The sequence below is a fragment of the Mycolicibacterium baixiangningiae genome (assembly GCF_016313185.1).
GTDB classification, from domain to species: Bacteria; Actinomycetota; Actinomycetes; order Mycobacteriales; family Mycobacteriaceae; genus Mycobacterium; species Mycobacterium baixiangningiae.
Map to the genome: position 1 here is coordinate 2,442,999 of NZ_CP066218.1, position 23,294 is coordinate 2,466,292.

Annotated in this window: 22 protein-coding genes and 1 pseudogene; 9 read left to right on the forward strand and 14 right to left on the reverse strand. The window is 69.5% G+C overall.

Going from position 1 to position 23,294, the window contains the following annotated elements:
* The first annotated feature begins 52 nt into the window (after positions 1 to 52).
* A complete protein-coding gene (locus tag I7X18_RS11430) occupies positions 53 to 532 on the forward strand; it encodes an RDD family protein (RefSeq protein ID WP_193047320.1) in 480 nt (159 codons plus the stop codon).
* Between the two features lie 55 nt (positions 533 to 587).
* Here I7X18_RS11430 and I7X18_RS11435 read toward each other — a convergent pair whose 3' ends face one another.
* From I7X18_RS11435 to sucB, 7 genes and pseudogenes are all read right to left on the reverse strand, one after another.
* A complete protein-coding gene (locus I7X18_RS11435; RefSeq protein WP_193047321.1) occupies positions 588 to 1,451 on the reverse strand; it encodes an endonuclease domain-containing protein in 864 nt (287 codons plus the stop codon).
* 103 nt (positions 1,452 to 1,554) lie between these two features.
* Positions 1,555 to 3,109, reverse strand: a pseudogene (locus I7X18_RS11440) (amidohydrolase).
* A 48-nt stretch (positions 3,110 to 3,157) separates the two neighbouring features.
* The gene (locus I7X18_RS11445; protein WP_193047322.1) at positions 3,158 to 3,910 is read right to left on the reverse strand and encodes a DUF4191 domain-containing protein; all 753 of its coding nucleotides are present in this window, start codon (positions 3,908 to 3,910) and stop codon (positions 3,158 to 3,160) included.
* Between the two features lie 5 nt (positions 3,911 to 3,915).
* On the reverse strand, positions 3,916 to 4,863 hold the full coding sequence (gene lipA / locus I7X18_RS11450) for a lipoyl synthase (protein ID WP_193047323.1): 948 nt from the start codon (positions 4,861 to 4,863) through the stop codon (positions 3,916 to 3,918).
* Positions 4,860 to 5,558 (reverse strand): lipoyl(octanoyl) transferase LipB, encoded by a 699-nt coding sequence (gene lipB / locus I7X18_RS11455; protein WP_193047324.1) that lies wholly within the window; start codon positions 5,556 to 5,558, stop codon positions 4,860 to 4,862. Before lipB ends, lipA begins: the two co-directional genes overlap by 4 nt.
* A 17-nt stretch (positions 5,559 to 5,575) precedes the next feature.
* Positions 5,576 to 6,484: a TIGR01777 family oxidoreductase gene (locus I7X18_RS11460; RefSeq protein WP_193047325.1), complete on the reverse strand. Its 909-nt coding sequence runs from the start codon at positions 6,482 to 6,484 to the stop codon at positions 5,576 to 5,578.
* Between the two features lie 5 nt (positions 6,485 to 6,489).
* Positions 6,490 to 8,304, reverse strand: coding sequence for a 2-oxoglutarate dehydrogenase, E2 component, dihydrolipoamide succinyltransferase (gene sucB / locus I7X18_RS11465; protein WP_193047326.1), 1,815 nt, complete (start codon positions 8,302 to 8,304; stop codon positions 6,490 to 6,492).
* A gap of 149 nt (positions 8,305 to 8,453) precedes the next feature.
* Here sucB and I7X18_RS11470 point away from each other — a divergent pair, with 149 nt between their 5' ends.
* Both I7X18_RS11470 and I7X18_RS11475 read left to right on the forward strand, forming a co-directional pair.
* The gene (locus I7X18_RS11470) at positions 8,454 to 8,804 is read left to right on the forward strand and encodes an oxidoreductase (protein WP_193047327.1); all 351 of its coding nucleotides are present in this window, start codon (positions 8,454 to 8,456) and stop codon (positions 8,802 to 8,804) included.
* A gap of 5 nt (positions 8,805 to 8,809) precedes the next feature.
* Positions 8,810 to 10,576 carry an SDR family oxidoreductase gene (locus tag I7X18_RS11475; RefSeq protein ID WP_193047328.1) on the forward strand — a complete coding sequence of 589 codons (1,767 nt, stop codon included), beginning with the start codon at positions 8,810 to 8,812 and terminating at the stop codon, positions 10,574 to 10,576.
* Here I7X18_RS11475 and I7X18_RS11480 read toward each other — a convergent pair.
* Entirely contained in the window at positions 10,573 to 12,099 is a 1,527-nt protein-coding gene (locus I7X18_RS11480) for a leucyl aminopeptidase (RefSeq protein ID WP_193047329.1), read from the reverse strand. The genes I7X18_RS11475 and I7X18_RS11480 overlap by 4 nt on opposite strands.
* 25 nt (positions 12,100 to 12,124) lie before the next feature.
* Between I7X18_RS11480 and gcvT the strand changes: the two genes are divergently transcribed.
* Together gcvT and I7X18_RS11490 are read left to right on the forward strand one after the other, a co-directional pair.
* Positions 12,125 to 13,219 carry a glycine cleavage system aminomethyltransferase GcvT gene (gcvT, locus tag I7X18_RS11485; protein WP_193047330.1) on the forward strand — a complete coding sequence of 365 codons (1,095 nt, stop codon included), beginning with the start codon at positions 12,125 to 12,127 and terminating at the stop codon, positions 13,217 to 13,219.
* 23 nt (positions 13,220 to 13,242) lie between these two features.
* Positions 13,243 to 14,349, forward strand: a complete 1,107-nt coding sequence (locus I7X18_RS11490; protein WP_193047331.1) for a branched-chain amino acid aminotransferase — start codon at positions 13,243 to 13,245, stop codon at positions 14,347 to 14,349.
* Positions 14,350 to 14,375: 26 nt separating this feature from the next.
* Here I7X18_RS11490 and I7X18_RS11495 read toward each other — a convergent pair whose 3' ends face one another.
* Genes I7X18_RS11495 through I7X18_RS11510 form a run of 4 tightly spaced genes read right to left on the reverse strand, consistent with a single transcriptional unit; the run spans position 14,376 to position 17,399 of the window.
* On the reverse strand, positions 14,376 to 15,122 hold the full coding sequence (locus tag I7X18_RS11495) for an adenosylcobinamide-GDP ribazoletransferase (RefSeq protein WP_193047332.1): 747 nt from the start codon (positions 15,120 to 15,122) through the stop codon (positions 14,376 to 14,378).
* A complete protein-coding gene (gene cobT, locus I7X18_RS11500) occupies positions 15,119 to 16,186 on the reverse strand; it encodes a nicotinate-nucleotide--dimethylbenzimidazole phosphoribosyltransferase (RefSeq protein WP_404822836.1) in 1,068 nt (355 codons plus the stop codon). The genes I7X18_RS11495 and cobT overlap by 4 nt, the downstream gene beginning before the upstream one ends.
* Positions 16,183 to 16,707: a bifunctional adenosylcobinamide kinase/adenosylcobinamide-phosphate guanylyltransferase gene (locus tag I7X18_RS11505; RefSeq protein ID WP_193047333.1), complete on the reverse strand. Its 525-nt coding sequence runs from the start codon at positions 16,705 to 16,707 to the stop codon at positions 16,183 to 16,185. The genes cobT and I7X18_RS11505 overlap by 4 nt, the downstream gene beginning before the upstream one ends.
* 14 nt (positions 16,708 to 16,721) lie before the next feature.
* Positions 16,722 to 17,399: a DUF3043 domain-containing protein gene (locus I7X18_RS11510; protein WP_193047334.1), complete on the reverse strand. Its 678-nt coding sequence runs from the start codon at positions 17,397 to 17,399 to the stop codon at positions 16,722 to 16,724.
* Positions 17,400 to 17,554: 155 nt separating this feature from the next.
* On the opposite strand from I7X18_RS11510, the gene I7X18_RS11515 reads away from it, so the two are divergent.
* Complete coding sequence (locus I7X18_RS11515) at positions 17,555 to 17,917, forward strand: HesB/IscA family protein (RefSeq protein ID WP_193047335.1); 363 nt, start codon at positions 17,555 to 17,557, stop codon at positions 17,915 to 17,917.
* A gap of 16 nt (positions 17,918 to 17,933) precedes the next feature.
* Here I7X18_RS11515 and I7X18_RS11520 read toward each other — a convergent pair whose 3' ends face one another.
* Positions 17,934 to 18,572, reverse strand: coding sequence for an Rv0361 family membrane protein (locus I7X18_RS11520; protein ID WP_193047336.1), 639 nt, complete (start codon positions 18,570 to 18,572; stop codon positions 17,934 to 17,936).
* 172 nt (positions 18,573 to 18,744) lie between these two features.
* Here I7X18_RS11520 and I7X18_RS11525 point away from each other — a divergent pair, with 172 nt between their 5' ends.
* On the forward strand, positions 18,745 to 19,716 hold the full coding sequence (locus I7X18_RS11525; protein ID WP_193047337.1) for a carbohydrate kinase family protein: 972 nt from the start codon (positions 18,745 to 18,747) through the stop codon (positions 19,714 to 19,716).
* Here the strand turns inward: I7X18_RS11525 and asnB are convergent.
* Entirely contained in the window at positions 19,711 to 21,654 is a 1,944-nt protein-coding gene (gene asnB / locus I7X18_RS11530) for an asparagine synthase (glutamine-hydrolyzing) (RefSeq protein WP_193047338.1), read from the reverse strand. The two genes, I7X18_RS11525 and asnB, sit on opposite strands and share 6 nt — an antisense overlap.
* Positions 21,655 to 21,781: 127 nt before the next feature.
* Between asnB and ctaC the strand changes: the two genes are divergently transcribed.
* Both ctaC and I7X18_RS11540 read left to right on the forward strand, forming a co-directional pair.
* Positions 21,782 to 22,840, forward strand: coding sequence for an aa3-type cytochrome oxidase subunit II (ctaC, locus tag I7X18_RS11535; RefSeq protein WP_193047339.1), 1,059 nt, complete (start codon positions 21,782 to 21,784; stop codon positions 22,838 to 22,840).
* Positions 22,841 to 22,849: 9 nt separating this feature from the next.
* Positions 22,850 to 23,269: a cytochrome c oxidase subunit 4 gene (locus tag I7X18_RS11540; RefSeq protein ID WP_193047340.1), complete on the forward strand. Its 420-nt coding sequence runs from the start codon at positions 22,850 to 22,852 to the stop codon at positions 23,267 to 23,269.
* The last annotated feature ends 25 nt before the right edge of the window (positions 23,270 to 23,294 follow it).

A 23,294-nucleotide genomic window follows, 5' to 3' on the forward strand; every position in this document is an offset into this window, starting at 1 on the left:
GCGTCACACCCGGGTCTGCGGCAGGCTCCGAGGGCCCGCCTATCCTGACAGTATGGCCCGCGCGCTCGGGTCCTGGCTGTCCGGTCCGGAATCGAATCGCGGACCCGGCGGCCCGGGCCAACCACCGAATGAATATCCGGGTCACCGGCTCGGTCTGCCCGAGAACGGCCCCGGCTCGATGGCGCGGTTCGGTCGCCGGGTGGCCGCCATGCTGGTCGACTGGTTCATCGCCTACGGTCTCGCCGCGCTCGCGATGACGGTCGGGCTGGTCTCGGCGGGCGCGATGTCGACGGCGATCCTCGTCATCTGGTTCGTCATCGGGGTGGTGTCGGTGCGGCTGTTCGGCTTCACCCCGGGACAGCTCGCCCTCGGGGTGATGGTGGTGTCGATGGACGACCGCGAGCAGGTCGGCGTCGGCCGCGCCGTGGCCCGTGGGCTGCTCATCGCGTTGGTGATCCCGGCGTTGTTCACCGATTCTGATCTGCGCGGCCTGCACGATCTGGCCACCAAGACGGCGGTGGTGAAGCGGTAGCCGGTGCCGAACGTGAGCTCGTGTTCGACTTTCGGCCAGGAACTCGCGCACAAGTTCACGCTCGGCGAAGGTCAGCGCGGGCATCGGCCAGCGCGGCCTGCGTGCGACCGACGATGACCGCCGGCCGGTAGCGCAGCATCTCGGCGTTGACGTGGACGATGCGCCAGCCCAGTGCCGCCAGTCGGGCCCGCCGCTCGAGGTCGCGGTCACGGACGCGAGGGTCAGTCCAGTGTTGCGGCCCGTCGTATTCGACGCCGACCTGCCATCGGGGATAACCCATGTCGATGCGGGCCACGAAGTCGCCGTGGTCGTAGACCTCGATCTGCGTACGGGTCGGCCGCATCCCGGCGGCGGTGAGGACCAACCGCGTCCGGGTCTCCTGCGGCGACTCCGCTCCGGCATCCGATAGCACCAGGGCTTGGCGAAGCGCCACGATGCCGCGGGCACCTCGATGACGTTCGACGAGCGCCTGGACGTCGTCGACGCGCAGTCGAGTCGCCTGCCTGAGCGCATCAAGTCGCATCACTGCGGTCGTCATACCCTTGCGACGGCCCAGGTCGAACGCCGTCCGCGCAGGTGTCGTCGCGCAGATGCCCCGCACCAGGCAGATCTCGTCGTCGACCAGGGTGTCGCTGTGCAGCAGGATGTTCTCGGTCTTGTGCCGACTCGCCTGGTTGAGCTCGGCGGGCAGCGTCGCGTCGATCCACTTCGTCCCGTGCAGCGCCGCGGCCGACAGACCCGCGGCGGTGGCCCGCCTACCCGACCAGAGCCACGCGCCGACCGCCTTGTCGACCGGCGTCACCGCCTGCCCCTTCGGCACGTACACGTTGCGGAACAGCGCATCGTGGCGCGTCGCCAGCTGATACCGGTTGACGACTCCGGCCGTCAGGGCCTCGGTGCCGAGAAATGGCCACTGCACCCCGATAGGACGGCGTCACCGCCCGCGCCGGTTCCGCCCAGATCGAACGTGAGGTTGTGCTCGACAATCCGCGCAAGACTCGCGCACAAGCTCACGTTCGGCGTCAGGCCTCGTGGCGGATCCGGCCGTTCATCATCGTCAGCACCACGTTCGCGCGGTGGATGTCTTGCGGGTCGATCTCGAAGATGTTCTGGTCGAGCACGATCAGGTCGGCGAACTTCCCGACCTCGACGGACCCTACCTTGTCGTCGAGCCGGATCTGGTAGGCGGAGCCGATCGTGTTGGCGTGCACCGCCTCTGCGACCGACAGCTTCTGATCCACCGGCTCCAGCACCGGCGCGTCGAGTTCGCCGACCAGCTGGCGCGTCACCCCGACCTGGATCGAGTCGAGCGGTTTGTACGTCGAGTAGTAGCCCGCCGCAGGCCAGTCCGTGCCAAGGGAGATGCGGCCGCCGGATCTCAGCACCGCCTGCGGCCGGTAGAGCAACTCCTTGCGCGGCGATCCGTATCGCGCGCCCATGTTCTCGATGGTGTCGGGATCCGCCGACATCCAGTTCGCCGAGAACTGTGCGGTGACGCCGAGTTCACCGAAGCGGGGGTTGTCGCTGTCCTCGACGAACACCAGGTGGGCGACGGCGTGGCGCCGGTCGCGGGGAGGATTCGCGGCGATCGCGCGTTCGACGGCGTCGAGTGCGACGCGCGCGGTGCGCTCCCCGCAGGCATGGACGTGCACGTCGTAACCGGCCGCGTCGACCGCCCCGATGAGTTGATGCCACTGCTCCTCGGTGAACGGAGACCCGCCGGTGGAGTCCGGTTTGTCGGCGTAGGGCTCGACGAGCCAGGCGGTGTAACCGCCCTGGGTGCCGTCCCCCACGATCTTGACGACGTCCACCGACACCAGTTCCCCGGACACCTCACGGCGGATCGCGTTGAGCGCGTCGACCGCCCCCTCGACCGGAGCCGACCGGACCGAATACGACGCGACCACGCGGAACGGCAGCGCACCGCGTTGCTCGACGTCGGTGTACAGGCGCAGCAGCGCGGCCTGGTCGTCACCGATGGGCGGCACACCGGCGTCGAACACCGAGGTGATGCTGGCCGCGGAGGCCTTCGGTAGCCAGCCCTCCATCAGCGTGCCCATGGTGTCCGGCGAGATCGGCTCGACGGCGTCGACGAGGCCGAGTACCGCGTTGACCTCGAGGATGTAGCCGGTCGGGTCACCGTTCGCGTCGCGGGCGTAGTAGCTGAAACCCGGTATCGGATCAGGGGTGTCGCGTGTGACCCCGGCGATCTCGAGTGCCGTGCTGTTCGCCCACAGGCTGTGCCCGTCGATGGCGAAGAAGAACGCGGGCCGGTCGGGGAGGATGCGGTCCAGGTCGGCCCGGGTGGGGCCGTCGGGCCCGAACATGTCCACCCGCCAACCGAATCCGCGGATCGCACCGGTGGGATTGTCTTTGGCGTAACGCTCGATCGCGCCCAGCGCATCGGCGAGTGTGGACACCTGCAGCGCCGCCCGGCGAGGTGCCCGGCGACGGGGCGGCGCAGGCGCTCGCCGCGGTCACCGCGGTCACCGTCGCGGCGGCCCGCAACATGGTACGTCGGGTGGCCCGGCCACCAAACGACGCGAAATGTGGCGCCCACTCACACGCTGTGCACATCCGCGGAAGTATCGCGGGTGCGTGGGTGGTTCGCGCTGCGGCGCGCCGCTAACGCCTGCGCACGGTGCGCTGCACACCGCGCATCTTGGCCTGGGCCGGCATCGGGCCCTTCGGCATCGCGGCCGGTCCGATCTTGCTGCCGAGGGCGGCCAGTCGTGACTCGAGGGCGTCCATCTGCTTGACGGTGATGTTGGCCGGCAGCTTGTTGAGGTGGCGCTCGAGCTTGGCCAGCGGCACCTCACCCTCGCCGTTGCCGACGATGACGTCGTAGATCGGGGTGTCCCCGATGAGCCGCGCGGTGCGCTTCTTCTCCTGCGCGAGCAGCGGCTTGACCCGGCTGGGGGAGCCCTCGGCGACGAAAATCACCCCGGGACGGCCGATCACCCGGTGGACGGCGTCGAAGTTGCCGGTCGCGGCCACGCCGGGCGTCACCCGCCACCGTCCGCGCAGGTTGTCGAGCGCCCACGCCGCGGCACCGGTCTGGCCCTCGGCCTTGCGGTACACCGATTTCTGCGCCCGCCGGCCGAAGATGATGAACGCGACCAGCACACCGAGCACCACGCCCAGCGGGATCAGCGTGTACATCGCGAACCCGCCGACGAGGACGCCGATCGTCACCGACACCGCCACGATCACGACGAATGCGCCGATCATGTACGGCAGCAGCCGCTTGTCCTCTTTGCGCTGGATCTGGAACGCCTGCCACAGCTGGCTGCGCCGCTGCTTCGACGCGGCCTTGCGGGCGGCCTTCGCCTCGGCCTTGGCGGCCTTGGTGGCAGCGGGTTTGCGGGTCTTCGCCATGGCTCTCAGGATACGGGTGGGGCGGCGGCCGGTTTCAGCCGCGCGGCCTGGGCGTACAGCCGTCCCGCGCGGTACGACGATCGCACCAGCGGACCGGCCAGCACCCCGGCGAATCCGAGCTCCTCGGCGAACGCCGCGAACTCGACGAATTCCTCCGGTCTCACCCAGCGTTCCACCGGGTGGTGGCGCGGCGACGGCCGCAGGTACTGGGTGATGGTGATGATGTCGCAGCCCGCCTCGTGCAGGTCGACCAGCGCGGTGCGCACCTCGTCGGGCGTCTCACCCATGCCGAGGATCAGGTTGCTCTTGGTGACCAGACCGAAGTCGCGGGCGGCGGTCAGCACCCCGAGGCTGCGCTCGTAGCGGAACGCCGGACGGATCCGCTTGAAAATGCGCGGCACCGTTTCGACGTTGTGCGCCAACACTTCCGGACGCGCCTCGAAGACCTGCGCAAGCTGTGCGGGGTCACCGTTGAAGTCCGGGATCAGCAACTCCACACCGGTGTTGGGGTTGAGCCGTTTGATCTCGCGCACCGTCTCGGCGTAGAGCCAGGCGCCGCCGTCGGGCAGGTCGTCACGCGCAACACCGGTCACCGTCGAGTACCGCAGGCCCATGGCCTGAACGCTTTCGGCGACCCGGCGCGGTTCGTCGCGGTCGAGTTCGGCCGGCTTACCGGTGTCGATCTGGCAGAAGTCGCAGCGCCGGGTGCACTGTTCCCCGCCGATCAGGAACGTCGCCTCGCGGTCCTCCCAGCATTCGAAGATGTTGGGACAGCCGGCTTCCTCGCACACCGTGTGCAGGCCCTCACGCTTGACCAGCGCCTTGAGCTCTTTGTACTCCGGGCCCATCTTGGCGCGGGTCTTGATCCACGGGGGTTTGCGCTCGATGGGCGTCTGCGCGTTGCGTACCTCGAGACGCAGCAGCTTGCGACCCTCAGGCGGCGTGACTGTCACTTTGTCGATGCTACGCCCGCGACCGCGCCCGCAGCGACCGGCAGGCGGCCGTCGAGCGCGTCGCAGACCTGATGGGCGACGGCGTCGGCGACCTCGTCGACCGTGACGCGCCGGCCCAGCTCGCGGGTCAGCGACGTGACACCGGCGTCGGCGATACCGCACGGCACGATCGCCGAGAACGCCGACAGATCGCAGTCGCAGTTCAGCGAGAAACCGTGCAGCGTGGTGCCCCGCGACACCCGGATGCCGATCGCCCCGATCTTGCGGGCCGGGCGGCCGGCATCGGCGGGCAGCCACACCCCGGAGCGGCCATCGACCCGGCCGGCGTCGAGTCCCAGGTCGGCGCACACCGCGATCAGCGCCTCCTCGATGCGACGCACGAAGTTCACCACGTCGAGCGGTTCGGCGAGGCCGACGATCGGATAGCCAACCAGCTGGCCGGGGCCGTGCCAGGTGATCTTGCCGCCCCGGTCGGTGTCGACCACCGGCGTGCCGTCCACCGGACGCTCGTGGTCTTCGGTGCGCTTACCCGCGGTGTACACCGACGGATGCTCGAGCAGCAGCAGCGTGTCGGGGCCGCCGGCCACCCGGGCGTCGACGAGCCGACGCTGCCGGTCCCAGGCGTCGAGGTAGTCGACGGTGCCCAGGCGCTCTACTTCGACGGGACGGGCCGACGACCTGATGGAAATGGCCATGTGTTCGACGCTACCCGTCAGGCGTCGCGAGGGCCGGTGGCGTAGGCGAGCGCTTCGCCGACGGTGTTGTGGTGGAACGTGAAACCGGCGCGCTCGAGCGCAGCGGGTATCGCGCGCTGACCACCGAGCAACCCTTCCTCGGCGAACTCGCCGAGCAGTGTGCGCAGCGCGAACCCCGGCACCATCAGCGCGGTGGGCCGGTTGACCGCGTGGCCGAGCGCGGTGGTGAACTCCGCGTTGGTCACCGGTGCGGGCCCGGTCAGGTTGAGCGGCCCCGACAGTTCGTCGTGTCCGACGGCGAACAGCACGGCGCGCACCTGATCCTCGAGGCTGATCCACGGCATGTATTGCCTGCCGTTGCCCAACCGCGCACCCAGGCCCAGGTTGAACAGCGGTTTGAGCCGGGCCAGCATCCCGCCGGCGGGCGACAGCACCAGGCCGGTGCGCAACAGCACCACCCGGGCGCCGTCGTCGGTGGCGGCCGCCGTCGCGGCTTCCCAGTCGACGCACAGCTGGGCGAGGAAACCCTCACCCGCGGGCGCGGATTCGTCGGTGATCCGGCCCCGGGTGTCGCCGTAGTACCCGACGGCGCTGGCGTTGACCAGGACCGGCACCCCGGCGTCGGCGACGGCGTTGGCGAGCACCTCGGTGGGGGCGATGCGACTGTCGCGCAGGCTCTGCTTGAACGCCCCCGACCAACGCCGACGGCCGACGTTGACGCCGCACAGGTTGACCACGGCGTCCACCCCACGCAGCGCCGCGGCGTCGAACTCACCGGTGTCGGGGTTCCAGTACAGCTCGTCGGCGTTCGATGGTGCCCTGCGCACGATCCGCACCACCCGGCGGTCGGCGGAGCGCAACGCAGAGACCAGCGCCGATCCGATGAGCCCGGAGGACCCTGCTATCGCGACGACGGCATCACTCACTGCGGCTAGAGCCCCAGATCCGCCTCGAACGCACCCTCTTCGAGCCGCCGCTTGATCGTCGTCAGGAACCGACCGGCGTCCGCACCGTCGATGAGTCGGTGGTCGTAGGTCAGCGGCAGGTAGCAGATCGACCGCACACCGATCGACTCGTTACCGAACTCGTCGACAATCACCCGCGGCCGCTTGACGATCGCGCCGGTGCCCAGCATCGCCGCCTGCGGCGGGACCAGGATCGGCGTGTCGAACAGCGCGCCCTGGCTGCCGATGTTGGTGATCGTGAAGGTGCCGCCGGACAGTTCGTCGGGTTTGAGGTCACCCGAGCGGGCGCGCCCCGCGATGTCGGAGATCGCCCGGGCCAGCCCGCCGAGCGACAGGTCGCCCGCGTTCTTGACGACCGGAGAGAGCAGGCCCTGCTCGGTGTCGACCGCGAAACCGAGGTGCTCGGCGTCGTAGTAGGTGATCTCCTTGGAGTCCTCGCTGTAGCTCGCGTTGACGTTCGGGTGCATCTTCAGCGCGTCGATGGCGGCCTTCGCGATGAACGGCAGGTAGGTGAGGTTCACGCCTTCCCGCTCGGCGAAACCGGCCTTGGCCTTGGCGCGCAGGGCCACGATCTTGGTCATGTCGACTTCGTGAACCTGCGTCAATTGCGCTGTGGCCTGGAGGGATTCACGGGTCTTCTTCGCCGTCAGCTGACGGATGCGGGTGGCCTTCTGCTTGGTGCCACGCAGATGGGCCAGCGGGGCGTCCGCGGCGTTCGCGCCGGCCGTCGCCGCGGCAGGTGCCTTACCCGGTGCCTCGGCGGCGTCCTCAGTGGAGGCGGCCGGTGCCTTCTTCGCCTCGGCGGCGGCGAGCACATCCTGTTTGCGGACGCGGCCGCCTACCCCGGTGCCCTTGATGGCGCCCAGGTCGACGTCGTGTTCGGCGGCCAGCTTGCGCACCAGCGGGGTGACGTACGGGCCGCTGCCATCAGACGGCTCGGAGTCGTCCTGTTCGGGCTCGGGCTTGGCCTCTTGCTTCGGTTCGGGCTCGGGCTCGGGCTCCGGTTCCGGCTTGGGCTCTTCCTTCGGCTCGGCCTTGGCTTCCTTCTCAGGCTCGGGTTCGGGCTCGGGTTCGGGCTCGGGCTCGGGCTCGGGCTCAGGTTCGGGCTCGGGTTCGGGCTCGGGTTCCGGCTCTGGTTCAGACTCCGCCTGATCGGCGTCGCCGATCTTGGCGAGCTCGCCGCCGACCTCGACCGTGTCGTCCTCTTCGGCGATGATCTCCAGCAGCGTGCCGGCCACCGGCGACGGAATCTCGGTGTCGACCTTGTCGGTGGACACCTCGAGCAGCGGCTCGTCGACCTCGACGCTGTCGCCGACCTTCTTCAGCCAGCGGGTGACCGTGCCCTCGGTGACGGACTCACCGAGTTCGGGCATCTTCACCGGCGTCGACGACCCGGACGACTTCGGCTTCGACTCCTTCTTCGGCTCGGGCTCGGGTTCCGGCTCCGGCTCGGGCTCGCTTTCGGCCTCCTCGGCGGCCGGCTCCTCGGCGGGCGCGTCCTCGTCCTCGTCGGAGGAGGCGTCCGACTCACCCGAATCCTCGCCGCCCTCGCCGATCACGGCCAGCTCCCCGCCCACCTCGACCGTGTCGTCCTCCTGCGCCACGATCTTCTGCAGCACACCGGAGGCCGGCGACGGAATCTCGGTGTCGACCTTGTCGGTCGAGACCTCGAGTAGGGGCTCGTCCTGTTCGACGGTGTCACCCTCTTGCTTGAGCCACCGGGTGACGGTGCCTTCGGTGACGCTCTCACCGAGTGCGGGCATCTGGACAGAGACGGCCATGTGTGTTGGCTCCTTCGAACGATCAGTCGCAGGGGTGGGCGAACGTCACAAGCCATCCTTCCACGTCCGTCCCCGGGTTTCGTGGAGAGACTCGGCAACGGAGAGCTCTGGCACTATCGAAAGGAGTCTGAGGAGAGCCGAGGGAGACGGTGGGACTGTTCAACAAGTTGCGCGGCCGCCGCGCCGCGCGCGCCGACGGCCGCGATCCCGCGGCCGATCTGCGTTACCTGCAGCAATGGGTGTCCGAACATCGTGGCGTCGAGGCGTACGTCGAACCGAAGACGACGGTCACCGACGTCACGGTGGTGCTCGTCGCCGCCGACGGCGAGTGGACGCGGCGGCGCGCCGGGGGAGACGCCGGCGCCCGGCGGCTCTCCGATCGGCTCAAGATCCCGGTCTACGACGTGCAGAAGGTCGGCTATCCGCAGCGCATGCGCGACTATGACGCGCGGCAGCGCATCGAACGCAAACGCGCCGCGCGCCGCGAACTCGAAGGGTGACACGAATGCCGCGACCTGCCCCCCGATTCGTCGACAGCACCGACGGCGTGCGCGTCGCGGTCTACGAAGAGGGCAACGCCGACGGGCCCACGCTGATCCTCGTGCACGGCTGGCCCGACTCACACGTGGTCTGGGACAGCGTCGTCGCAGCGCTCCGCGATCGGTTCCACCTCGTGCGCTACGACAACCGCGGCGTCAGCCCGACCTCGGCGCCGAAACCCGCCTCGGCATACACCACGGCCCACTACGCCGACGATTTCGCCGCGGTCGCCGAAGCCGTCGCGCCGGGGCGGCGGGTGCACGTGCTGGCGCACGACTGGGGATCGACGGGCATGTGGGAGTACCTGACGCGGCCCGAAGCCGCCGAGCGGGTCGCGTCGTTCAGCTCGCTGTCGGGGCCGAGCGTCGACCACGTCTACCGGTATGTGCTGGACGGGCTGAAGCGCCCCTACCGTGTCCGCCGGCTGGGCCGTGCGCTGAACCAGTTCGCGCGGCTGAGCTACATGATCTTCCTGTCCATTCCGGTGATCGCCCCGATCTCGGTGCGCGCGTTCATCGCCGAGGGTCTGCGGCAGTTCCAGCGGGTCGCCGAGGGCATCCCCGCCGATCGGCTGTTGCACTCCGACACCTATCGGGCCGACGCCGCGCGCAGCGTGAAGGTGTACCGCGCCAACTACTTCCGCTCGCTGCTGACCAAGCGCACGGCTCGCGTCGTCGACGTGCCGGTCCAGCTCCTCGTCAACACCGGCGATGCATTCATCCGTCCGTATGTGTACGACGAGATCTCGCAGTGGGTTCCGACGTTGTGGCGCCGCGAGCTGCGTGCCGGCCACTGGTCGCCGATGTCGCACCCGGACGTCATCGCGGACGCCGTCGCGGAGCTCGTCGGGCACCTCGACGGCAGGCCCGCCTCTCGGGAGCTGCGCCGGGCCCGGTTCGGTGTGCCGCGCGAATACTTTTCGGACACATTGGTTTCGGTGACCGGCGCGGGCAGCGGCATCGGGCGCGAGACCGCGCTGGCATTCGCACGCGAAGGCGCCGAGCTGGTGGTCAGCGACATCGACGAGGCCGGCGCGAAGCAGACCGCGGCCGCGATCGAGGCGCGCGGCGGTATCGCCCACGCCTACGTCCTCGACGTCTCCGACGCCGATGCGGTCGAGCGGTTCGCCGACGAGGTGTGCACTGCGCACGGGGTGCCCGACATCGTCGTCAACAACGCCGGTGTCGGGCAGGCCGGCCGCTTCCTGGACACCCCGCGCGAGCAGTGGGACCGGGTCCTCGACGTGAACCTCGGCGGTGTGGTCAACGGCTGCCGGGCCTTCGCGAGCCGGCTCGTCGAACGGGGCAGCGGCGGGCACATCGTCAACGTCGCGTCGATGGCGTCATACGCGCCGCTGCAGTCGCTGAACGCCTACTGCACGTCGAAGGCCGCGGTGTACATGTTCTCCGACTGTCTGCGCGCCGAACTCGACGAGGCGGGGATCGGGCTGACGACGATCTGCCCGAGCACCGTCAACACCAACATCGTCCGCAACACGCGGATTCACGCCCCGGCCGACCGCAGCGGCGACGTGGCCGGCCGGCGGGGTCAGCTGCAGAAGATGTTCGCGATGCGCCGCTACGGCCCGGACAAGGCGGCCAAAGCGATCGTCGCGGCGGTCAAGGCGAACAAGGCGATCCGGCCGGTGATGCCGGAGGCCTACTTCGTCTACGGCGTCTCGCGGGTGCTGCCGCAGGCGCTGCGCAGCACGGCCCGCGGCCGCGTCCTCTAGCCAGCCCTGGCGATGTCTTCGAGGGCCGCGAACATGGTCCGCGTCGGAACCCCGGTGCCGCCCTTGGGGGTGTACCCCCACGGGCCGCCCGAGTTGTATGCCGGGGCCGCGACGTCGATGTGCGCCCACTCCACCCCGTCGGCGACGAACTCGCGCAGGTAGGTGCCCGCTACCAGCATCCCCGCGTAGCGCGAGCCGCTGACGTTGGCGAGGTCGGCGACCGTCGACTTGAGGTCGTCGCGCAGTTCCTCGGGCAATGGCATCGCCCACGCGTTCTCACCGACCTCCTGCGACAGCGTCGCCACCCGGTCGCGGAACGCGTCGCTGCCCATGACGCCGGGGGTGCGCGCGCCGAGCGCGACGGTCTGGGCGCCGGTCAGCGTGGATGTCTCGATCAGGTAGTCGGGGTTGTCCTCGCAGGCCCGCACGATCGCGTCGGCCAGGATCAACCGGCCCTCGGCGTCGGTGTTGAGCACCTCCACGGTGGTGCCGCCGTACTGCGTCAGCACGTCACCGGGCCGCTGCGCGGTCGCCGACGGCATGTTCTCGGCCATCGGCACGGTGGCGATCACGTCGAGCGGCAGGTTCTGCTTCGCGGCCAGGACGACGGTGGCGATCACCGCGGCGGCGCCGCCCATGTCGGAGGTCATGTGGTGCATGTTGGCGGCCGGTTTGATCGAGATGCCGCCGGTGTCGAAGGTGATGCCCTTGCCGATGAGCGCGACCGTCTTCGCTCGATTCTTCCCACGCATTTTGGCGCCCTTGTGGGTCAACCGCACCAGCCGCGGCGGCCGCGACGAACCCTTTCCGACCCCGACGATGCCGCCGTAACCGGCCTTCGCCAGCGCCTTGTCGTCGAGGATCTCAACGCTCAGGCCGGCCGCTTCACCCAAAGCCTTTGCGCGCTTGGCGAATTCGTCAGGGTAGAGGTGGCTGGGCGGGGTGTTGACGAAGTCGCGGGCCGTGGCGACGGCCGTCGCGATGTCGGTGGCGCGCTGTGCGGCGTCGCGGGCGCGGCCCTTGGGCTCCTGCGACAACGCGGTGATCGCGCGCAGACCGCCGTCCTTGGGCGCGGTCTTGTCGCTGCGGAACTCGGTGAAGCGGTAGGACCCCAGGATCAGGCCCTCGATCGCCGCCTCGAGATCCAGCGCGGACAACGTGGTCAGCACCGTGGCCACCTTGTCGAGCGACCGGGCCGCGGTGCCGGCCACCCGCCGCACGGTGTCGGCGGGCCACTGGTCGCGGTCCTTGCCCATGCCGATGGTCAGCACGCTGGCCACCGGGAGCGAGCCCACCACCAGGCGGTGGGTCTGACCTTCACCGCCGGTAGCGCCGAGCGCTTTGAGCGCCGACTCGATCTCGCTGACCGCGTCGCCGTCGAGGAAGGGTGCCGCGGCGAGCACCGTCGCCGCGTCGTCACGGGTGACGACGGGCACGATGAGGACGGCCTCACCCACACCGCGACGCGGGATGGAGGAACTGACGGTGACGATGGGGGCCTGGTAGCCGGGATCGGAGCTCACGAGAATCCACCCTAAGGTGTCAGGCGTGAGTGAACCTCTGCACGGCCCCCTGGAAGACCGGCACCGCGAGCACGGAGCCACCTTCGCCGAGTTCGGCGGCTGGCTGATGCCGGTGTCCTACGCGGGCACCGTCAGCGAGCACACCTCGACCCGCACCACGGTCGGGTTGTTCGACGTCAGTCACCTCGGTAAGGCGCTGGTGCGGGGTCCCGGCGCCGCGGCCTATGTCAACGCCGCGCTCACCAACGACCTCAACCGCATCGGTCCCGGTAAGGCGCAATACACCTTGTGCTGCAACGACTCCGGCGGCGTCATCGACGATCTGATCGCCTACTACGTCTCCGACGACGAGATCTTCCTGGTGCCCAACGCCGCGAACACGGCTGCCGTGGTGGCTGCGCTCGCCGAACGCGCGCCGGACGGGCTGACAGTCACCGACGAGCACCGCTCGTTCGCCGTGCTCGCGGTGCAGGGGCCGAAGTCCGCCGACGTGCTGAGCTCCCTGGGCCTGCCCGTCGACATGGACTACATGGGCTACGCGGATGCCGACTTCAACGGCGTCGTCGTGCGGGTGTGCCGCACCGGCTACACCGGCGAACAGGGCTATGAGCTGCTGCCTGCGTGGGATGACGCCCCCGCGGTGTTCGACGCGCTGCTCGCGGCGGTGCGCGAGGCCGGCGGTGAACTGGCCGGCCTGGGTGCGCGCGACACGCTGCGCACCGAGATGGGCTATCCGCTGCACGGCCACGAACTGTCCACGGAGATCTCGCCGCTGCAGGCGCGGTGCGGGTGGGCGGTCGGGTGGCGCAAGGACGCCTTCTGGGGCCGCGACGCGCTGCTGGCCGAGAAGGAGGCGGGTCCGAGGCGGCTGCTGCGGGGGCTGCGCGCGGTCGGACGCGGGGTGCTGCGGCCGGATCTGACGGTGTTCGACGGCGACACCGCGGTCGGGGTGACGACGTCGGGGACCTTCTCACCGAGCCTGAAGGCCGGCATCGCTCTTGCGTTGATCGACACCTCCCATGACGTCGCCGACGGCAGCCGGGTGGAGGTGGACGTGCGCGGCCGGCGCGTCGAGTGCGAGGTCGTCAAGCCTCCGTTCGTCACGGCGAAAACCCGCTAGCCACCGGAGATACAATTCCTTCCATGACTGACGGCCCCCTCGAGTTCACCGTTGACCGCAACGCGGAACCGGCGACCGACGAGGTACGTGCCGAAATCCTGGCCAACCCGGGCTTCGGGCGCTTCCACACCGACCACATGGTGTCGATCGACTACACCGCGGACGCCGGCTGGCACCACGCCAGGGTGATGCCCTACGGCCCGATCGAACTCGACCCGTCGGCGGTCGTGCTGCACTACGCGCAGGAGATCTTCGAGGGGCTCAAGGCCTATCGGTGGGCCGACGGTTCTGTGGTGTCGTTCCGTCCGGAGTCCAACGCCGCGCGGCTGCGGTCCTCGGCGCGCCGGCTGGCCATCCCGGAGCTGCCCGATGAGGTGTTCCTCGAATCGCTGCGCCGCCTCGTCGAGGTCGACGAACAGTGGGTGCCGCCGGCCGGCGGCGAGGAGTCGCTCTACCTGCGGCCCTTCGTCATCGCCACCGAACCGGGTCTCGGCGTCCGCCCCGCCAACGAGTACCGCTACCTGCTGATCGGCTCGCCGGCCGGCGCGTACTTCCCGCGCGGGATCAAACCGGTCAGCGTGTGGCTGTCGCACGAATACGTGCGGGCCAGCCCCGGCGGCACCGGTGCGGCGAAGTTCGGCGGGAACTATGCGGCGTCGCTGCTCGCGCAGGCGCAGGCCACCGAGCACGGCTGCGATCAGGTGGTGTGGCTGGACGCGATCGAACGCCGCTACGTCGAGGAGATGGGCGGTATGAACCTCTTCTTCGTGTTCGGCAGCGGTGGTTCGGCGCGATTGGTGACTCCTGAACTGAGCGGGTCGCTGCTGCCCGGTATCACGCGTGATTCGTTGCTGCAGTTGGCCACTGATGCCGGCTTCGCCGTCGAGGAGCGCAAGATCGACGTCGACGAGTGGCAGAAGAAGGCCGCCGCGGGGGAGATCAGCGAGGTGTTCGCGTGCGGCACGGCCGCGGTCATCACCCCGGTCAGCCACGTCAAGCACACCGACGGCGAGTTCACGATCGCCGACGGCGAGCCCGGCGAGGTCACGATGGCGTTGCGCGACACGCTCACCGGGATCCAGCGCGGGAAGTTCGCCGACACCCACGGTTGGATGACCAGGCTCAAGTAGCCGAGCCATAAAGGCACACTCGACCGCTACCGGATCACCAGACCGAGCGCGACCAGCGTCGTCGTCACCTCGATCGCGGCACCCAGCACGTCGCCGGTGATCCCGCCGAAGCGGCGCACGCAATGCCGCACCAGCAGCGCCGCCACGGCGACAGCGAGCAGCACCACCAGCGGGCCCTGCCAGATCCGTTCGGTGGCCGGGACCGCAAGCGCGGCAACAGCGATCACCCACAGCGTGATCGCCCCGACCGGTTGAGTGCCCGCCACGCTGCCCCCGAGCGCGCTGCCGTCGGCGGCGGGAATCCCGCGCCGGCAGGCCACCAGCGCCGCGACCCGGCCCGCCGCCACCGCCGTGACCACCCCCGCGGCACCGGCCCACCCGCCGGGCAGCAGCGAGAACGCCAACGCCTGCGCACCCACGGACACCACCACCGCCGCCACGCCAAACGGACCGGCGGTTCCGTCGCGCATCACCGTCAGCGCGCGCTCCGGCGGGCCGTAACACCCCAGCCCGTCGACGGTGTCGGACAGCCCGTCGATGTGCATACCGCGAGTAGCCAGCAGGAGTACGGCCACCGCCGACAGACCCGCCAGTGCGCTGTGCGGTCCGAACGCCCACGACCCCGCCCACCACACCGCGGCCGCCATGACACCGAGCGCGAGCCCGACGACCGGGAGCGCGGTCAGCACGCCGCGTCCCAACATCGCGGTGCGACCCGCAGGCACCGGCAGTACCGTCCCGAATGCGAACGCCCCTGCCAGTGAACGGATCACGACGAGACGCCGGCCTCGTCGAAGGTGGCCATCCCCGCCAGCGCGCCCACCGCGGCACGCACGATCGGCAGGGCGACCGCGGCGCCGGTGCCCTCGCCGAGCCGCATGCCCAGGTCGAGGATCGGTGTCAGCCCGAGGCTGTCGAGGGCCAGCGTGTGCCCGGGTTCGGGGGACCGGTGCCCGGCCTGCCACCACTGTCGCGCACCCGGTGCGAGCCGGTCGGCGACCAGCGCGGCGGCAGTCACGACGAGACCGTCGAGCAGCAGCGGGGTCCGGCGGACCGCGGCCTGCGCGCAGAAGCCGGCCATCGCGGCCAGATCGGCACCACCGCAGACCCGCAGCAGTGCCACCGGATCCGCCGCCACCGTCCGCGCGCGGTACATGGCGTCGCGCACGGCCGCGGTCTTGCGCGCCCAGCCGGCGTCGTCGATCCCGGTGCCGCGCCCGACCACGGCGACGGGTTCGGAATGCGTCAGGATCGCGATCAAAGCCGTTGCGGCCGTGGTGTTCCCGATACCCATATCTCCGGCGATCAGAAGGTCCGCACCGGAGTCGACCTCGTCGTCGGCGATCCGGCGGCCCGCTGCCAGCGCCGCCTCGGTCTCGTCGTCGCTCAGCGCGTCCTCGACCGCGATGTTGCCGCTGCCGCGGCGCACCTTCGCCGAGCCGATCGCCGGCGTCAGCGGTTCGTCGCAGTCCACCGCGATGTCGACCACGCGCACCCCGGCGCCGGCGACCTCGGCCAGCGCGTTGATGGCGGCGCCACCCGCGGCGATGTTGGCGACCATCTGCGCGGTGACCTCTGCCGGATACGCCGACACGCCCGCCGCGGCGACACCGTGGTCGCCGGCGAACACCACCACCCGCGGCCTGCTGAACTGACGGGGCGGGCAGACGCCCTGGCAGGCCGACACCCACACCGAGAGCTCCTCGAGCCGCCCGAGCGCCCCCGCCGGTTTGGTGAGCCGGCCCTGACGGGCCCGCGCCTCGGCCGCGGCACCCGGGTCCGGTGGCGCCACATCGGCGAACTCCACATCGCCAGAACCCCCGACGGCGAAGTTCACGACGGCTCCTTCACGGTGATCGGCTGGCCGGCGACGATCAGCACCACACGCTCACACGTCGCCGCCAGCCGCTGGTTGAGGGATCCGAGTTCGTCGGCGAAGCGCCGCCCGGCCGCGGTTGCGGGCACCACGGTCAACCCGACTTCGGGGCTGACCAGGGCCAGGGGAGCGGTGAACCCGACCACCGCGGCCACCAGCGCGTCGGCAGCCGACGTCACCGAACCGCCCGTCCACGCATCGCAGCGGTCCATCTCCGCGGCCAGCCAGCCGCCGATGTCGTCGACCAGGGTCGCGGTGGTGGGATCGGCAAGCAGCGCGCCCGGCACATCGGTGGTCTCCGCGGTCACCCAACCGCTCGGCCTGCGTTCGCGGTGCGCGGCGACCCGCTGAGCCCACTCGTCGTCGGAACCGGGTCGCGCTCCGGTGGCCACGTAGCGGACGGCGGCCGACCCCGCGGCGATATCGGCTTCAGCCCACTGCGATTTGCCCGAGCGGATTCCGCCGAGGACGAGTGTGCGCACCGTCGCCGGTCGCCTCAGGCGACTTTGGCGCCGCGCTCGACCTGCGGCCGCGGTGCCCGCATCCGGCGCAGCTGAGAGGCCCGGCTGGCTGCGTAAAAGCCGAGCTTCCAACCGGATTCGGTGTTGTCCGGGAACTTCTCGTCGACCAGGCGGTTGACCTTGCGGCCGACGACGAACCCGTCGATGATCATGATCAGCACCAGGACGAGCATGGCCGGTGACAGCAACCGCTGCACCTCGACCGACGGCACTGCGAGCATCACGAAGATCAGCGCCAGCGCGGCGGGCATGAAGAGGCCGAGCACGTTGCGCCGCGCATCGACCAGATCGCGCACGTAGCGCCGGACCGGGCCCTTGTCGCGGGGCAGCAGATAGCCGTCGTCGCCGGCCATCATCTTCTCGCGGCGCTCCGACATGGAGGCTCGGCGCTCGAGCTTCTCGGCCTTGCGCTCTTCCTTGCTGAGCTTGGGCCCGCGCAGTTCCTTGCGGCGGCGGCGGGCCTCGGCGGCGGTCAGCGGCGCGGGCGCCACCGGGCCACGCCGTTTGGCGGCGTCCCGCTTGGGGGTGGGCTTGCCCTTGGGTGCGGTTTTGCGCTCCCGGGCTTCGGCTTCGGACTCGTTAGGCGCCGGAGCCGCGGACACCGCAGTGTCCTCGGGTCCCTCGTCGTTGCTTTTCCGGCCCAGCAGTTTCACATCTGCCAGGTTACTTGCCGGTCGACGGGCTCCGGCCGGGCGGGAGTCACCTCGGGAATAGCGCCGAAGCAAGGTACCGTTGAGATAGTGGACCGCTAGCGGGTTTCGCCAGCGTGGTCCCCACAAACCAGCAGCAGGGATGCAAAGGGAGAGCAATGACTGTTCAGGACGAGTCGGCGACCGCCACCGCAACCCACGGTGTGGTTCTCAGCGACGCCGCGGCCACCAAGGCGAAGGCCCTGCTCGACCAGGAGGGCCGCGACGACCTGGCGCTGCGCATCGCCGTGCAGCCGGGCGGATGCGCCGGCCTGCGCTACAACCTGTTCTTCGACGACCGGGCACTCGACGGCGACCTGAACGCGGAGTTCGGCGGCGTCCGGCTGACCGTCGACCGGATGAGCGCCCCCTACGTGCAGGGCGCCACGATCGACTTCGTCGACACCATCGAGAAGCAGGGCTTCACGATCGACAACCCGAACGCGACGGGCTCCTGCGCTTGCGGCGACTCGTTCAACTGACCTTCGGTCACACCCGCTAGTACTGGCTGCCGGTCCGGAGCAGGTACGAGCACACCAGCACTTCGTTGTCCCGGATGAGCAGTTGGGCGACCGCTTGCTCTTCCTCATTGGGAGGTTCCTGTCCACGGGACGTACCGCGGGCAGGCGCCACCCGCATGGTGAACAGCACCTGGGCCTGGTTGGCCGACCACGGCACGACCGTGTCGATCGACGACACCTCGGCGCGGCTGAACTGTTTGCGGAACGCGTCACCGGCGAGTCCCGCCAGGGCGAGGTCCGACCGCTTCTCCTTCACCGCGTCGAACAACCCGCAGAGCGCATGCCGGGCGATCTGCTCGTCGTCGCCGTTGGACAGCGCGTCGAGATAACCCTGGATGGCCGTTCGGGCGGAGGCGTCGCTGAGGGGCCCTGACGTCTGCGCCGGGCCGCTGTCGCGGGTGGCGAAGACCACCGCGCCGACCAGCGCGGCCACCAGGACCGCGGCGGCCAACGCCCACAGCACCCGTTTGCGGCCCCGCTTCGGATACTGCACCGGTGGGGGCAGCATGCCCGGATATGCCGCCGGAACCGGACCCGGATAAGGTTGCGGTGCACCTTGCTGAGGCGGAAGCGGTTGCTGGGGATAGGGCTCCGGATACGGGTACGGACCAGCCATCGAGAATGTCGCTCCAAGGAATCGTGAGATCAGATCGCCTGTCTACAGCGACCGCGCGGGCACTTGTACGCAGGTTAGCGCACCATGGGTGTGCCGCCCCGGGGACGACGGGGTACCAGGCCGGGCCGCTAAGGTCGGTAAGTCGAGTTGACGAAATGAAGGGTGACACTTCGTGACCATTGCGGTGACCGGGTCCATTGCGACCGACCATCTGATGCGATTCCCGGGCCGCTTCGCCGACCAGCTGCTCGCTGAACACCTGCAGAAGGTGTCGCTGAGCTTCCTCGTCGACGATCTGGTCATCCACCGCGGCGGCGTGGCCGGCAACATGGCCTACGCGATGGGCATCCTGGGCGGACGCCCGACGCTGGTCGGCGCGGTCGGCAAGGATTTCGACGAGTACCGCGGCTGGCTGACCTCGCACGGCGTGGACTGCGACAGTGTGCTCGTCTCCGAAACGGCCTACACCGCCCGCTTCGTCTGCACCACCGACGACGACATGGCGCAGCTCGCGTCGTTCTATCCGGGTGCGATGTCCGAATCGCGCAACCTCAAACTCGCCGACGTGGTGGCGCGGACCGGCACGCCTGATCTGGTGATCATCGGCGCCAACGATCCCGACGCGATGTTCCTGCTCACCGAGGAATGCCGTGCGCTCGGTCTCACATTCGCCGCCGACCCCAGCCAGCAGCTGGCCCGGCTCTCGGGCGACGAGATCCGCAAGCTCATCGACGGCGCCACCTATCTCTTCACCAACGACTACGAGTGGGATCTGCTGCTGCAGAAGTCCGGCTGGTCGGAAGCCGAGGTCATGCAGCAGATCCAGCTGCGCGTCACCACGCTGGGCGAGAAGGGTGTCGACCTCGTCGGCCGCGACGGGACCTTCGTCCACGTCGACGTCGTACCCGAAACCCACAAGACCGACCCCACCGGCATCGGCGACGCGTTCCGCGCCGGTTTCCTCACCGGCCGCAGCGCAGGGCTGAGCCTGGAGCGTTCCGCGCAGCTCGCCTCGCTCGTCGCGACGCTCGTGCTCGAGGCGCCCGGCCCGCAGGAGTGGAGCTGGGACAAGGACGCCGGCCTGGCCCGGATCGGTGAGGCCTACGGCGCCGACGCTGCGAAGGAGATCGGCGAGGCGCTATAGCTGCACGGGGTAGTGCGGCTCGTCGATCTGCGGGGTGACACTGCCCTCGACGAAGATCGCATGCCACAGCATGAAGATCAGGACGGTCCACAACCGGCGGCTGTGATCGCTGACGCCGGTGCGGTGCTCGTCGAGCATCGTGCGCACCGCTTCGGCGTCGATCAGGTCGCCGGTCTGTGAGGCCGCGACCGTCGCATACGCCCACTCCAACAGCTCTCCCGAGCGCAGCCAGTGCCGGATCGGCACCGGGAAGCCCAGCTTCGGCCGGTTGAGCACATGGGCGGGGACCACCGGTTCCAGTGCGCGGCGCAACGCGAACTTGGTGGTGGCGCGGGTGATCTTCTGCTCCAGCGGCAACCGCGACGCGACCGCGAACACCTCGGGATCCAGGAACGGCACCCGCAACTCCAGCGAGTTGGCCATCGTCATCTTGTCGGCCTTGACCAGGATGTCGCCACGCAGCCAGGTGAACAGGTCGATGTGCTGCATGCGCGCCACCGGATCCCAGCCGTCGGACTCCCGGTACAGCGCGGCGGTGACGTCGGTGTGCGTCCACTCCGGCGAGAAGCGCCGCAGCACCGCACGCAGCTGCTCGTCGGAGAAACTGCGGGCGTTGCCGTAGTACCGCTCCTCGAGGGTCTGCGAGCCGCGGTGCAGCAGGCTCTTGCCGCGCATGCCCTCCGGCAGGGGAGCCGAGGCCCGGCGTAGCGACCGTCGCACCGGGCGCGGCAGATAGTCGAACGCCTTCAGCGACAACGGTTCGCGGTAGATGGTGTAGCCGCCGAACAGCTCATCGGCGCCCTCCCCGGACAGCACGACCTTGACGTGCTTACGCGCCTCGCGGGCGATGAAGTACAGCGGCACGAGCGCCGGATCGGCCACCGGCTCGTCGAGATACCAGACGATCGCCGGCAGCGCCTCGACGAACTCGGCCTGACTGACCACCTTGGTGACATGCCGGGCGCCGATCGCCTCCGCGGATGCGACGGCCACGTCGACCTCCGAGAAGCCTTCGCGCTCGAATCCGGTGGTGAACGTGATCAGCCGCGGGTTGTGCCGCATCGCGAGCGCGGCGATCGCGGTCGAGTCGATGCCGCCGGAGAGGAAGGCGCCCACGGTGACGTCGGCGCGCATGTGTTTGGCGACAGAGTCCTCGAGGACGGCGGTGATCTCGTCGTAGCGGGCCTGTTCCGCCCCGGCGCCGAAGGGCCGGGCGTCGAAACGGGGGGTGAAGTAGCGGGTCACCACCGGTGCCTGCCCCGGGCGCATCCGCAGGTAGCTGCCGGACTCCAGCCGGCGCACGCCGCAGTGCAGCGTTTCCGGCTCCGGGACGTACTGCAGGACGGTGTAGTGCTGCACAGCCCGCTCGTCGAGACCGGTGTCGAAGCCGAGCTGGTCGGCGACGGCCAGCAGACACTTCTTCTCGCTGCCGACCGCGGTACCGCCCGGGCCGCTCGCCAGGTAGAGCGGTTTGATGCCGAACGGATCGCGCGCGCAGAACAGTTCACCCTCGACGGTGTCCCACAGCGCGAACGCGAACATGCCCCGCAGCCGGGACAGGGCCGCCGGACCCCAGTGGTGGTAGGCGGCGACGATCGCCTCGCCGTCACCATCGGTGGCGAACTCGGCACCGTGCGCCTCGGTCAGCTCGCGGCGAAGTTCGAGGTAGTTGTAGATCTCGCCGTTGAACACCAGGACGTAGCGCTGCGGCGCCTCCGGAGGTCCCCAGCGCAGCGGCTGGTGACTGTGCGCGATGTCGATGATCGACAGCCGGTTGAAGCCGAGCACGATGCCCGGATCCGAGCCGTCGTCCGACCAGGTGCCCGGTTCGTCGGGCCCCCGGTGACGCATCAGTTCAGCAGCCCCCGAAACCGCGCCGATCAGCGCGGGGGAGGGCTGCGCGGACGGGTCTTTCAGGAACGCCAGCAGTCCGCACACCGCGCCAGTATGCCTAATGCCGAGGTGTGTCGAGACCGCCACCCAGGCGTGGTCTACGCTGCGTAGTATTCAACGGTGGCATGGACCGCACAGCGGTCGGCTTAGCGGAAATCTAGGAGGCGCCAACGTGACCCCTCGCGGGCTGAAGGCGGTGGCACGAAAAGCCGCATTGGTCGTGGTGCTGGGTGCCACTGCACTGGTGCTGAGTGGCTGCAGCTGGTCAGAGGTGCTCGGCCTGGGCTGGCCGAACGGCATCACCCCGGAAGCGCATCTCAACCGTGAATTGTGGATCGGTTCGATGATCGCCGCGCTGGTCGTGGGTGGCATCGTCTACGTGCTGATCTTCTGGACCAGCGCGTTCCACCGCAAGAAGGCTTCCGACACCGAGTTGCCGCGCCAGTTCGGCTACAACATGCCGCTGGAGCTGGCCCTGACGGTCATCCCGTTCCTCATCATCTCGGTGCTGTTCTATTTCACCGTCGTGGTGCAGGAGCAGATGCTGTCCAAGGAGGACAACCCCGAGGTCGTCGTCGACGTGACCGCCTTCCAGTGGAACTGGAAGTTCGGCTACAACAAGGTGAACTTCGCCGACGGAACCATCGCCTACGACGGGGCCGACGACGAGCGCAGCGCCGCTGTCGCCTCGCGCCCCGGTGGCGAAGGTGCGGGCGCGGTGGGCGAGGAAGAGTCGGCCCACACCGAGCAGGGTGCGATCGCCGGGCAGAGCCCCGAGGACCGCAGCTACCTGGCCTTCGACAAGGTCGAGACGCTCGGCACCAGCACGGAGATCCCCGTCCTGGTGCTTCCGGCCGGCAAGCGCATCGAGTTCCGCATCGCCTCGGCCGACGTCATCCACGGGTTCTGGGTTCCGGAATTCCTGTTCAAGCGCGATGTCATCCCGAATCCGCAGCAGAACAACTCCGACAACATCTTCCAGATCAGCGAGATCATGCAGACGGGGGCTTTCGTCGGGCGGTGCACCGAGATGTGCGGCACCTACCACGCGATGATGAACTTCGAGGTGCGCGTGGTCGAGCCCAACGACTTCAAGGCATACCTCGACCAGCGCATCGCGGGGAAGACCAACGCCGAGGCGCTGATCGACATCAACCAGTCACCCACCGCGGTCACGACGCGGCCGTTCGACACGCGGCGCGGCGAGATGGCCCCGCAAGCGAGCAGGTAGGACTTCGCAGTGCATATCGAAGCCAGGTTGTTCGAGTTCCTGACGGCGTTCTTCGCCCTGTCGGCTGTCGTGTACGCCACGCTGACCGCGATGTTCGGCGGTGGCGGCGTGGAGTGGGCCGGTACCACCGCGCTGGTGCTGACGACCGGACTGACACTCATCGTCGGCACCTTCTTCCGCTTCGTGGCCCGGCGCTTGGACACCCGACCCGAGGACTACGAGGACGCCGAGATCAGCGACGGCGCCGGGGAACTCGGGTTCTTCTCGCCGCACAGCTGGTGGCCGATCCTGATCGCGCTGTCCTTCTCCACCGCCGCGGTGGGCGCCGCGCTGTGGCTGCCGTGGCTGATCGTGACGGGCGTCGTGTTGGTGCTCACCGCGGCCGGCGGCCTGGTCTTCGAGTACTACTGGGGTCCGGAGAAGCACTGACCCAGGCGCGTCAGGGGCGGGAAGA

Excerpts from the sequence above, each read along its gene's own strand:
- I7X18_RS11430 (WP_193047320.1), top strand. The coding sequence starts at position 53 with ATGGCCCGCGCGCTCGGGTCCTGGCTGTCCGGTCCGGAATCGAATCGC.
- I7X18_RS11515 (WP_193047335.1), top strand. The coding sequence starts at position 17,555 with ATGACTGTTCAGGACGAGTCGGCGACCGCCACCGCAACCCACGGTGTG.
- I7X18_RS11445 (WP_193047322.1), bottom strand. The coding sequence starts at position 3,910 with ATGGCGAAGACCCGCAAACCCGCTGCCACCAAGGCCGCCAAGGCCGAG.
- I7X18_RS11520 (WP_193047336.1), bottom strand. The coding sequence starts at position 18,572 with ATGGCTGGTCCGTACCCGTATCCGGAGCCCTATCCCCAGCAACCGCTT.
- lipB (WP_193047324.1), bottom strand. The coding sequence starts at position 5,558 with ATGGCCATTTCCATCAGGTCGTCGGCCCGTCCCGTCGAAGTAGAGCGC.
- I7X18_RS11475 (WP_193047328.1), top strand. The coding sequence starts at position 8,810 with ATGCCGCGACCTGCCCCCCGATTCGTCGACAGCACCGACGGCGTGCGC.
- sucB (WP_193047326.1), bottom strand. The coding sequence starts at position 8,304 with ATGGCCGTCTCTGTCCAGATGCCCGCACTCGGTGAGAGCGTCACCGAA.
- I7X18_RS11490 (WP_193047331.1), top strand. The coding sequence starts at position 13,243 with ATGACTGACGGCCCCCTCGAGTTCACCGTTGACCGCAACGCGGAACCG.